The sequence below is a fragment of the Streptococcus sp. HF-100 genome, assembly GCF_015594635.1.
GTDB lineage: Bacteria > Bacillota > Bacilli > Lactobacillales > Streptococcaceae > Streptococcus > Streptococcus vaginalis.
This window is the reverse complement of record NZ_JADNQV010000010.1, coordinates 45,348-56,322: the sequence shown is the minus strand read 5'-3', so window position 1 is coordinate 56,322 and position 10,975 is coordinate 45,348. Positions and strand designations below refer to the sequence as shown.

Genomic DNA, 10,975 nt, shown 5'->3' with positions numbered 1-10,975 from the left:
AAATGTTTTATGGCTATGAGAATCACTTTAGGTCTTTAGAAGACCTTGAACAAGCTATTGTGAACTACATTGATTATTACAACAACAAACGAATTAAGGTCAAACTAAAAGGACTTAGCCCTGTGCAATACAGAACTAAATCCTTTCAATAATTATTTGTCCAACTTTTGGGGGTCAGTACAAGATAAAATTTGCATTTTTTAGTTTCTAACCTCCTCTCTCAGAGGGGTGGTTATTCAGCAATCTAGAAGACTAGTGAGGTAGGGACGAAGTTTTCGTCACAAAAAAGCGAGGCAGAAATAATATTGTCCCCACCTCGTTTCTCTTATAAATATAAAATTGCAAGTGTTAGTAAGCTAGCTACAAGACCAATTCCCCAGAAAAAGAAATCGACCTTCCATTCACTCCAAGCTTTACCATGCCCTGATAGACCTCCCAGTTCAAAATGGTGATGAACTGGTGTCATCCGAAAAATACGTTTGCCGCCGGTCAATTTGAAATAAGAAACCTGCATCATAACCGAAGTTGTTTCAAAGACATAGACAATTCCAATGATGAGCAGCGTCCATTCTTGATGAAGCGCCATCGAAATGGCTGCTAACATACCACCAAGTGCTAAGCTCCCTACATCACCCATAAAAATTTTAGCTGGTTTATGATTGAAAATGAAGAAGGCAAGCAGACCGCCAATCATACTCAAAATAACAATTAAAATATCAAAACGATGCTGAACCACCGCAATAACTGCATAAGCTGTCAAACTGATTGTAACAGAAATGCTGGCTAATCCATCAATGCCATCTGTCAAATTGACTGCATTGGAAAAACCAACCAACCAAAAGAGGGCAAAAGCGATATAAAGATAACCTAAATGAAGTGGGAAACCAAAAACATTAAGCAAATCGCCTCCACCGTGGGTGTCAAAGAAGAAGTAAAAAACAATACCACCAATAATTTGAAGAGCTAATTTTTGCTTGGGATTTAAGCCTTCATTTATTTTGCGAAAAACTTTTAAAAAGTCGTCTAAGAAACCAACAATGCCGTACAAAACAAGAATAAACAATATCATCAAGGCAGCGCTTGAGAGTTCTCTTGATATAAGCGCAATCACAAAACTGGACAAAACGGAAGCTAGCAAGAAAACAGTCCCACCCATGGTTGGAGTTCCCGCTTTTGCTTGGTGCTGCTTCACATCCTCGTGCATTTGTTGCCCAGAAATATGGGCTTTATGATAAAAACGAATAAAAGCAGGTATTCCAACCAGAGTTAGAATAAAGGTCACAACACCTGCAACGATAGCTTGTAACATGCTAATCTCCTAATGTAATTGTTATTTCTTTTATTTTCTTGAGTGATGCGTTGGTTTTAACACTTTGGGCAACGACTTTAGAGCCTTTGCCCTTAACATGCACTTTTATGCCTAACCAATCACCAAATGTTTCAGCATTTTTCTTCGTCCAACCATACATATCAGGCATTTCTGTAAAATCATCTGTTAGGATAAGAATTTGCTGGTTGGACTTCAGCTCTTCATCTGCTTTCGCGGAAACTTTCTTAATATTTTTACCGGTTCCCAAAACAATAGGTTGTACAAGATTACGTCGTAACTCATCCGCTAAATCACCAGGGCTGGTATTTTTAGTAGATGGCATTTTATAAGTTATTTCTTTTGAAACTGACTTTAAAACAGGTGATTGCGTCGTCAAGTTCAACGTATCCTTCATCGCTGCAGCTTCTTCTAACACTGGATTGACCACCTCTTTCCAGAAGATTGGTTGGAAAGATTCTGAGGGCTGTTTCAGAGTTACATACATGATAAAATCAGGATTTTCTGCTGGTGCCATTGCCACAACAGAATAGATGTAATCATTTGCCCCTGTCAGATAACCGCTGCCATTTTCTCCTGCAATCTGCGCTGTACCGGATTTAACCGCCACATTTTGATTAGGTACTTTGATAATTGGACCGCCCTCTGCCTTACTATATAATGTTCCGTAAATAGGATCTGTACCTACAGTCACCATATGGTCTCTCGTTGACTTAGCAGCATCTTTGGAAACAGGGTGCCCGACAATTTCTGTAGAAGCCTTACGCGCACTCCCGCTTTTGGAATCATAAATGGCACTGATGAATTTTGGTTCAACCATTACACCGTCATTAGCGATGGAAGAAAAAGCACGTAACATTTGTATTTGAGTAACCGAAATTCCTTGACCAAAAGCACTCATTGCATAGGTTACGATATTATCTGCTGGAAGACCGCCGTAATCTTCATAATTCATTCCAAAGCGTGTGGGTAGTCCAAATTTAAACTTGCTAAGATAGTCTAGCCATTTTTCGTCACCCATTTTTTTCTCAAGAGAAGCCATTCCCACATTACTAGAAAGAGCAAAGCCTTGAGCATAGGTTAATGTCTGTCCTTCAGAAAGTCCCATGTTGACATTCCAGTCTCGAATCGTTACATCCGCAATTTGTAAACCACTATTATTATACGTTTCATTTTCTGGGAAAGTGTTATTGTCTATAGCTGCAGCTAGTGTCATAACCTTCATCGTTGAGCCAGGTTCATACTGATTTTGATAGAGAGCACTAGACCAAGCAAAGTCTTTTGTCAGATCTTGCTTTGTATCAGCATCAAAACTTGGACGCTGCGTCGTTGCAAGGATTTCTCCAGTTTTTGCACTAACTAATGTGGCACTGGCATAAGTTCCCTTAGCTTTTTCCACAAAAGCATTCATCCGCGTTTCAAGGAAAGACTGTAGGTCTGAGGATAAGGTTGTATAAACATCTTTTCCATCTTGTGTTTGCCTTGAAACCTTGTCTGATCCCGGTACTATATTTCCGTTTTTATCTTTTTCATAGGTGATGACACCATTTGTTCCGGCTAACGTCTTGTTTAAAGCAGCTTCTAAACCTGTTGTTCCAACAAGTGTTTTACTACCATCTTTATTTTCTTGTAACTGAGCCAATCCAACAAAAACAGAAGCAAAATTCCCATTTTTATAGCTTCTATTTGGACTAGTTGTGAAATCAACTCCCTTTACTTTTGCTTTTTTCAATTCCTCACGAATGGTATTCATATTGCTATAACTGATACCATTCCCTTGAGCACCAAACGAAACTTGTTGTAATTTTTTTCGAGATAGTTGTTTTTTGACGTAGTCCTTGTCCATACCAAGATACTTGTTAAATACATCAGCTACCTTATCGTATTGAGATTCTTCTACATAGAGAATTTCTCCTGTTGCTGACTTATAACTTTTATCAATAACAGCATAAACATTATAGGAAGTCGCGTCTTCAGCTATTGGCAAACCATTACGGTCATAAATAGTTCCACGTTTAGCTGGGACGATCTTTGTGATTTGATGCACTTGACTTGCCTGTTCAGCTAAATTCACGCCAAACTTCTTTCCCGTTCCAATGATAATTGCAAAATTGATTAGGAAAACAAAAAAGACAAAAACCGTCAAAACGCTTAGATTTTTCCCTACTCGTCTACGGTTGTAACCAGGATTCCTACGATTTTTCAAAGCATGGTTTAAAATTCGTCTTCTGAGTCCATTCATGCTCTACTCCGCCGTTCTGATATTTTCATTATTCTGAGTCATTTCCTGTGAACTTGCTAATTTTGACAAACGTTCACTACGAATCAATTCGTTTACTTCTTGTTTAGCATCATCTAGTTCTGTGCGCTTTGCTTCAATTTTTGAATTGACAGTCGTTAAATCACGTTGCACCTGCAATAATTTTGTTTGCATAAAGACAACACTGGTTGCTAAGATAACCGCTGTCAAGACTATAGCGCCATAAAATGCCTTTTCAACACGAGAAAATCTTTGGATACGCGCCTGAAGTATCTGACTAGTCGTTCTTGGTCTATTATTTGCCATCTCAATCCTCACTTATGTACTTTTTGCGCTACACGCAGCTTGGCTGAATGCGCGCGATTATTGTTATCTAGTTCTTCTTTACTTGGTAAAATAGGTTTTCGAGTAACCAATTTCATTTTAGGTTGTAAATCCTCTGGAATAAATGGTAAGCCTTTCGGCACATCCACTGTTGATGCCTCTTTAAAAAGTTGCTTGGTCAAGCGGTCTTCTAACGAATGAAAAGTAATCACAGAAATCCGCCCATCAACCGCTAACAAATCCATCGCCTGTTGAATGGACTCGTCTGCCGCTCCCAACTCATCATTGACCTCAATACGAATGGCTTGAAAAATCTGTTTAGCTGGGTGACCTTTTTTCTTTAATTCCTTGGCAGGCTTAGCAGATTTAATAATCTCTGCCAACTCCGTAGTGGTCTCAATCAGTTTCTTTTCACGCATTTGCTCAATTTTACGAGCAATTTGTTTTGAAAACTTATCTTCCCCATACTTAAAAAAAATCCGCACCAAATCATGATAGCTATATTGATTAACTACTTCATAAGCTGTTAGCTTTGCCTCACGATTCATTCGCATATCAAGCGGGGCATCTTGTTTATAGGAAAAGCCACGCTCACGCTCATCAAGTTGCGGACTCGAAACTCCTAAATCATAACAAATACCATCAATTTCTTCAACACCTAGTTCATTCAAGCGAGCTTTTAAATGACGAAAATTGTCATTGATAAAAGTCACCATTCCTTGTTCAACATACGACGCTAAGCGTTTTTGAGCATGCTCAATAGCAGTCTGATCTTGATCAAAAGCATATAGATGACCGTTTTTCCCTAATTTACTCAATAAATATTCACTATGTCCTGCTCCACCTAATGTTGCATCAACATAGACTCCATTTGGTTTTATATCAAGTTGATCAATGGTTTCGTGCAGAAGAACTGTTACATGATGAAATTCATTTGTCATATCTTTACTATTATACCACAAAGATTTAAAAAAAGAATTTTAGAATCATGTAAAGTTTTTTGTCAATTATATTTGACATATTTCACAAGTATATTTATAATAAAAGGACAAAAGTCACTTATATTTGACACTAGGATAAGGAGAAATGCATGAATCACGTGAAAGATTTCCGAAAAAATCTAGGACTCTCGCAACTAGACCTTGCCAAACAAATCGGCGTTTCGCGGCAGACAATTAACATGATTGAAAACAACAAATATAATCCCACACTAGAACTTTGCATTAACCTAGCACTAGCTTTAAAGACAGACCTAAACACACTTTTTGGGAACAAGTAAAAAATAGAAAGACTAAATTCAAATGAATCTTCAACAATACAAAAAAATTATCTTACCTCTTCTAGCTATTCTCCTTATCATTTCCTTCTACTTTTTCTTCACCTTGACAGATCCGATATTGTTTTGGATAGATGTGGCAGTGATTGCTTGCTGCATCTTTCTCGGTCGAAAACTTTTAAAGAAGGGCTAGACTTCTTACGCCTTCCTTCTCGTCTTTTAAGCTGCTTTGTGGTAAAATAAAGTCATTATTCTATGAAGGAAGATACGAATGTCACGTTTTTTATCAAGATTATCTCCTGCTAGGCGCATTTTATTGAGCTTTGCCCTTGTAATTGTGGTGGGCTCTCTTCTTTTAAATCTGCCTTTTATGCAGACAGCGACTTCTAAAGCTAATTATTTTGACCACCTCTTTACATCAGTTTCAATGGTTTGTGTGACGGGGCTTTTTACGCAGTCTGTTGCAGATACTTACAATGTTTGGGGACAGATTATCTGTATGCTCCTCATTCAGATTGGCGGATTGGGGCTGATTAGCTTTATTGGGCTGATTTATGTCCGCTCCAATCAGAAACTCAGTTTTTCCAATCGTACTACTTTACAAGAAAGTCTTAGTCGAGATGAGACAAATTCTATTCGCGACTTTCTTCGCTCCATTTTTCTCATTACTTTCAGCATTGAAGCTCTTGGAGCATTTATCCTCAGTTTTCGCTTTGTCCCCCTTTTAGGATGGGGAAAAGGAATTCTAACCTCCATTTTCCTTGCTATCTCTGCATTTTGTAATGCTGGATTTGACAATTTAGGAAGCACTAGCTTGCTAGCTTATAAAACAGATGCCTTGGTCAATTTGACCATTGCTGCCTTGATTATCATGGGAGGCTTGGGTTTTTCAGTTTGGTTTGACTTAAAAACAAATATCCAGACAAAAGGACACAAGCGGAAATTACGCTTTCACACAAAATTGGTTCTTGCTTTAACAGCTTTCATCTTAATCAGTGGAACCTGCTTGACATTTCTGACAGAATATCAAAATACAGCTACTATTGGTCGACTTCCCTTTGAAAAGAAACTTTTAGTCAGCTTCTTTCAAACCGTCACCATGCGGACGGCCGGCTTTGCAACAATTGACTATACACAAGCTCGCCCAGTGACACTTCTCCTTTACATCATTCAAATGTTTCTAGGGGGTGCTCCCGGAGGAACAGCAGGGGGACTGAAAATCACTACTTTTTTGGTCGTATTAGCCTTTGCCCGAACGGAAATCCTTGGCTTGCCTCATACTAATTTTGGACACCATACGTTTTCTCCCTCTACCATTCAAAAAGCCTTTAGTGTCTTGATTGTCTTTACAACAACCTTTATCATTGGCTTGACTTTTTTGACTATGGTCGCTGATAACGGACATCGTTTTATTTACTTAATGTTTGAAGCCATGTCCGCTCTTGGAACGGTAGGCGTAACGGCAAATCTAACGCCTACTTTAAATCATGCCGCCTTAACGGTGATTATGTTTTTGATGTTTATCGGACGTATCGGACCATTGACCTTAATTGTAAGTCTTTCCAATCGAAAACCGAAGAAAAAAGACACAATTAAATTTGCCAATGCAAATATTATTATTGGATAGGAAGGAATCTTATGGATAAACGAACAATCGGTATACTGGGGCTGGGAGTTTTCGGTCGCAGTATCATTAACACACTTCGCAAATACAACTGCGATATTATCGCTGTCGATGACCATGAAGATGTCATCAATCATTTTGAACCCATTTTAGCGCGAGGTGTGGTCGGCGATATTACAGACCATGATTTGCTTCAAGCGGCAGGGATTGATACCTGTGATACGGTCGTGGTCGCTACTGGAGACAATCTAGAATCGAGTGTCCTTGCTGTTATGCACTGCAAATCGTTAGGCGTTGAAAAAGTAATTGCCAAGGTGAAAAGTAAAACAACCAGAGAAGTCTTGCTAAAGGTTGGAGCAGACCGCTGCATCTCCCCTGAGCGTGAAACAGGAATTTCACTTGCAAAAAATATCCTGCATCAAGCTACGACTGACGTCATTGAACTAGATAAAAATGTATCTATTATTGAATTTTATCCACCTCAGTCTTGGATTGGTAAAAATTTAGCTCAATTAAAACTTCGTCAAAACTACAACCTCAATATCATTGGTTTTCGAGAAACGCCCGACGGTGTTCTCAACATTGATACATCACCTGACTATACCTTTAAAAAGGACGAACTGTTGATGGCGGTTATTGACAGTCAAACATTTGACCACTTTGAAGATATTACAAAATAGCCCAGCAAAAATCGCCGAGAATGTTTCTCAGCGATTTTTTGTTACCTTTATTACGAATTTGGGTCATCCAAACTTCGACCGTGCAAACCTTTTTCACGTTGGACTTGGCGAAGTTTTTCTGGCGTGACATCATTGCCCTCTTCATCCACAATTTTAATCCCTTCAATGTGGTGGCGAACGCTACGACGATAGCCTTCAATGTATTCTTCACGCAATTTAGCTTGCTCTACTTTTTCTTCTGGCGTTAGGCCAACTGTTTTTTTCTTTTTGGCAAGTTCATTGATGCGTTCAATTTTCTTTGGTTCCATTTTTCCCTCCTTGGATTATTTTGTATTGATTTGGTTAAATTGTGCCACTTTTTTGGCTTTTGTTGTTAAGGCAACTAAGAGTGCCAAACGATTTGCTCGGATTGCTTCATCTTCAGCCATAACCATAGTATTGTTAAAGAAATCATCAATCACTGGACTTAAAGCGAAGAGTTGCTCAATATTATCTGCTAAGTCATCAGATAACGTTAAGTTTTCTACTGCTGCATGAAGAGCTTTTTCTTCGGCATTTTCAAAGAGGCTCTCGTCCACAACACTAGCCGTTTCTGCATTTTCTGCCAAGTTAAAGACACGTGCTAAACTTTCGACCGACGATTTGAAAGAATCTTCTTGTGCTTTTTCTGCCAAAAGACTTGCTGCTTCAACCAAGTCCCGCACAACAAACGTTGAACTATTTAAAACAGAAGACACGATATCTTTTGGAACATCGCTGTCCATCATTTTTTCAATACGTGCACGGAAGAAATCAAGCACTTGTTCTTTATTGCTATATGTGAGACTGTCAAATTGCAGCGCATAAATCTCTTCTACCAATTCATCTAAAGCAATGTGCCAACCAAATTTATCAAGAATACGCACGACACCTTGCGTTGCTCTACGAAGAGCATAAGGGTCATTTGAACCGCTTGGAATAAGCCCGACTGAGAAGAAAGAAAGAATCGTGTCCATCTTGTCTGCAATGGCTAAAATGGCACCAATTTTCGTGTCTGGCAATTCACCATCACTGGCAGTTGGCAAATAATGCTCCCGAATGGCTTTAGCTACTGCTGTGTTTTCTCCTGCAAGCAGGGCATATTTTTCACCCATGATACCTTGCAGCTCATCAAATTCACCAACCATACCAGTCAACAAATCAAACTTGTAAATGGCTGCAGCTCGCGCTACATCTTTCATTTCTTGCTTAGATAAATGGGCTTTTTCTGCTAAAAGGGCTGCAATTTTTGCTGTTCGCTCCATGTGCTCTGCTAGAGAGCCGATTTTTTCATGGAAAGTCACATTTTTCAACTTGTCCACCAAGTCAGAAATAACCAATCGTTGATCTTCACGCCAGAAAAATTCTGCATCTTCTAACCGAGCCACTAAAACTTTCTGATTTCCTTTGACGACATTTTCAAGGTGTTCTGCATTTCCGTTGCGTACCGATACGAAATATGGAAGCAGTTTGCCATTTTCATTACGAACAACAAAGTAGCGTTGATTGACTTTCATGGAAGTCACGAGGACTTCCTCAGGTACCTCCAGATAACGATCGTCAAAACGCCCAATAAAAGCAGTGGGGTACTCAATCAAGTTCAGCACTTCATCTAGCAAATTTTCATCAATCTCCACATGAACATTGTGCATTCTCTCAATTTCTTTGATTTGATCCAAAATCATGTTTTCCCGTTCCATTGGACTGGCAATGACAAAAACTTCGCGCAAGTCCTCTTCATAAGAATCTGCAGACTGAATCTTCACTTCATGACCTAGAAAACGATGACCCCGACTTGTCCGTCCGCTTTCAATATCGAACAAATTCATCAAAAAAGATTCATCATCCAATAACACGGTGAGGGTATGAACAGGGCGAATATACTCAAACGTATTGGTACCCCAATGCATATTGACCGGAAAACTCAGAGAGGTTAAGACATCAGTCACTCCATCAATTAATTCTTCAACAGGTTTTCCGATTTCTTGTTTGGTCACATAGACATATTCCTCACCTTTTACTTCACGAAATGTGATATCTTCAACCGTCAAGCCTTTTCCACGAACAAAACCTTGCGCGGCTTTGGTGAAATTTCCCTCTGCATCCAAAGCAATCTTCTTGCTTGGACCTTTAAAATCTTCTGTTAAGTCCGTTTGCTTCTCACTTAAATTGGACACGCGCACAGCCAAGCGACGAGGAGTTGAAAACATTTCAATCTTATCAAAAGTTAAACGATTGTCTGTTAAAAAGGCTGCCATTTTATCACGTAATTGCTTCATACTTGGTGTTACGACATAGGCCGGCATTTCTTCCAGCCCTAACTCAACCAATAAATTCTTTGTCATTTTTATTCCTCCTCAGCCAATAATTTCTCACGTGTTGCTTCATCTAATAATGGATAGCCTAGTCGTCTGCGCTCTGCCACAAAAGTTTTAGCAACAATACGTGCCAAATTGCGAATCCGAGCAATGTAACCTGCCCGCTCCGTCACCGAAACAGCTCCGCGAGCATCCAATAAATTAAAAGTATGAGAACATTTCAATACATAATCATAAGCAGGATGAACGAGATTGTATTCTAAACAGCGCTTCGCCTCTGCTTCAAAATGATCAAAATTTGCTAAAAGCAAAGCTTGGTCGCTCACTTCAAAACTGTATTTTGAATGTTCAAATTCTGGTTGGCGGAAGATTTCTCCGTATTTTACGCCATCAGCCCATTCAATATCATAAACAGAATCCACCTCTTGGATATAAGATGCCAAGCGCTCCAAACCATAGGTAACTTCAGATGTCACTGGGTTGGTAGGCAAACCACCGACCTGTTGGAAATAAGTAAACTGCGTGATTTCCATACCGTCAAGCCATACTTCCCATCCTAGACCTGCAGAACCTGTTGAAGGATTTTCCCAATTGTCCTCTACAAAGCGAATATCATGTTCCAACGGATCAATTCCCAATAACTCCAAAGACTGCAAATACAGTTCTTGAATATTGCTTGGACTTGGTTTCATCACCACTTGAAACTGGTGGTGCTGGTAAAGACGATTTGGATTTTCCCCATAACGACCGTCTGCTGGGCGACGTGAAGGCTCTACATAAGCCGCATTCCATGGCTCAGGTCCAATGGCACGAAGAAAAGTATATGGGCTCATGGTTCCAGCACCTTTTTCATTATCATAGGCCTGCATGAGCATACAGCCCTGTTCATTCCAAAAATGCTGCAACGTTAAAATAATTTCCTGAAAGGTTAATTTTTTAGACATTTATAACTCCTTATCCCTTATCATCAAAAAAGTGGAACTGCATCGATACGACACCTACACAAATTGCATAGGGGCGTCAAAACGCGGTTCCACCCTAGTTTATTACTTCATTGTTAATATAGCCTTAAGATAACATCAAGGACTAAAATTTACCGAAAGCTCCATCTTCATTTAGCTCTTATCTGGCTTCCACCATCCCAGACT

The 10,975-nt window shown here is 39.4% G+C and carries 11 protein-coding genes; 4 read left to right on the top strand and 7 right to left on the bottom strand.

Translation table 11 applies throughout. From position 1 onward, the window contains the following. Positions 1-152: IS3 family transposase (locus tag IYQ23_RS08965; protein WP_195673944.1), on the top strand; the 152-nt coding region annotated here is incomplete at its 5' end. 173 nt (positions 153-325) lie between these two features. Here the strand turns inward: IYQ23_RS08965 and mraY are convergent. Genes mraY through rsmH form a run of 4 tightly spaced genes read right to left on the bottom strand, consistent with a single transcriptional unit; the run spans position 326 to position 4,852 of the window. After that, complete coding sequence (mraY, locus tag IYQ23_RS08960) at positions 326-1,309, bottom strand: phospho-N-acetylmuramoyl-pentapeptide-transferase (protein ID WP_101749743.1); 984 nt, start codon at positions 1,307-1,309, stop codon at positions 326-328. A 1-nt stretch (position 1,310) separates the two neighbouring features. Then, on the bottom strand, positions 1,311-3,569 hold the full coding sequence (gene pbp2X / locus IYQ23_RS08955; RefSeq protein ID WP_195674693.1) for a penicillin-binding protein PBP2X: 2,259 nt from the start codon (positions 3,567-3,569) through the stop codon (positions 1,311-1,313). A 3-nt stretch (positions 3,570-3,572) separates the two neighbouring features. Further along, positions 3,573-3,893 carry a cell division protein FtsL gene (gene ftsL / locus IYQ23_RS08950; protein WP_003031041.1) on the bottom strand — a complete coding sequence of 107 codons (321 nt, stop codon included), beginning with the start codon at positions 3,891-3,893 and terminating at the stop codon, positions 3,573-3,575. An 8-nt stretch (positions 3,894-3,901) separates the two neighbouring features. Further along, positions 3,902-4,852: a 16S rRNA (cytosine(1402)-N(4))-methyltransferase RsmH gene (gene rsmH, locus IYQ23_RS08945; protein ID WP_049516886.1), complete on the bottom strand. Its 951-nt coding sequence runs from the start codon at positions 4,850-4,852 to the stop codon at positions 3,902-3,904. A gap of 149 nt (positions 4,853-5,001) precedes the next feature. Between rsmH and IYQ23_RS08940 the strand changes: the two genes are divergently transcribed. From IYQ23_RS08940 to IYQ23_RS08930, 3 genes are all read left to right on the top strand, one after another. Beyond that, positions 5,002-5,190 carry a helix-turn-helix transcriptional regulator gene (locus IYQ23_RS08940; protein ID WP_049516887.1) on the top strand — a complete coding sequence of 63 codons (189 nt, stop codon included), beginning with the start codon at positions 5,002-5,004 and terminating at the stop codon, positions 5,188-5,190. A 268-nt stretch (positions 5,191-5,458) separates the two neighbouring features. Then, positions 5,459-6,814 carry a TrkH family potassium uptake protein gene (locus tag IYQ23_RS08935; RefSeq protein WP_195674692.1) on the top strand — a complete coding sequence of 452 codons (1,356 nt, stop codon included), beginning with the start codon at positions 5,459-5,461 and terminating at the stop codon, positions 6,812-6,814. Positions 6,815-6,825: 11 nt separating this feature from the next. Continuing rightward, positions 6,826-7,491 (top strand): potassium channel family protein, encoded by a 666-nt coding sequence (locus IYQ23_RS08930; RefSeq protein ID WP_195674691.1) that lies wholly within the window; start codon positions 6,826-6,828, stop codon positions 7,489-7,491. Positions 7,492-7,541: 50 nt separating this feature from the next. Here IYQ23_RS08930 and IYQ23_RS08925 read toward each other — a convergent pair whose 3' ends face one another. From IYQ23_RS08925 to glyQ, 3 genes are read right to left on the bottom strand one after another with little or no spacing between them, the layout of a single operon-like run. Next, positions 7,542-7,799 (bottom strand): DUF896 family protein, encoded by a 258-nt coding sequence (locus IYQ23_RS08925; protein WP_070670346.1) that lies wholly within the window; start codon positions 7,797-7,799, stop codon positions 7,542-7,544. A 15-nt stretch (positions 7,800-7,814) separates the two neighbouring features. Then, positions 7,815-9,854: a glycine--tRNA ligase subunit beta gene (glyS, locus tag IYQ23_RS08920; RefSeq protein ID WP_195674690.1), complete on the bottom strand. Its 2,040-nt coding sequence runs from the start codon at positions 9,852-9,854 to the stop codon at positions 7,815-7,817. A gap of 2 nt (positions 9,855-9,856) precedes the next feature. Then, positions 9,857-10,771 (bottom strand): glycine--tRNA ligase subunit alpha, encoded by a 915-nt coding sequence (glyQ, locus tag IYQ23_RS08915; protein WP_049493571.1) that lies wholly within the window; start codon positions 10,769-10,771, stop codon positions 9,857-9,859. Between the last annotated feature and the right edge of the window lie 204 nt (positions 10,772-10,975).

Coding starts and splice junctions, on each gene's coding strand:
- mraY (WP_101749743.1), bottom strand. CDS start 1,309: ATGTTACAAGCTATCGTTGCAGGTGTTGTGACCTTTATTCTAACTCTG.
- pbp2X (WP_195674693.1), bottom strand. CDS start 3,569: ATGAATGGACTCAGAAGACGAATTTTAAACCATGCTTTGAAAAATCGT.
- ftsL (WP_003031041.1), bottom strand. CDS start 3,893: ATGGCAAATAATAGACCAAGAACGACTAGTCAGATACTTCAGGCGCGT.
- rsmH (WP_049516886.1), bottom strand. CDS start 4,852: ATGACAAATGAATTTCATCATGTAACAGTTCTTCTGCACGAAACCATT.
- IYQ23_RS08940 (WP_049516887.1), top strand. CDS start 5,002: ATGAATCACGTGAAAGATTTCCGAAAAAATCTAGGACTCTCGCAACTA.
- IYQ23_RS08935 (WP_195674692.1), top strand. CDS start 5,459: ATGTCACGTTTTTTATCAAGATTATCTCCTGCTAGGCGCATTTTATTG.
- IYQ23_RS08930 (WP_195674691.1), top strand. CDS start 6,826: ATGGATAAACGAACAATCGGTATACTGGGGCTGGGAGTTTTCGGTCGC.
- IYQ23_RS08925 (WP_070670346.1), bottom strand. CDS start 7,799: ATGGAACCAAAGAAAATTGAACGCATCAATGAACTTGCCAAAAAGAAA.
- glyS (WP_195674690.1), bottom strand. CDS start 9,854: ATGACAAAGAATTTATTGGTTGAGTTAGGGCTGGAAGAAATGCCGGCC.
- glyQ (WP_049493571.1), bottom strand. CDS start 10,771: ATGTCTAAAAAATTAACCTTTCAGGAAATTATTTTAACGTTGCAGCAT.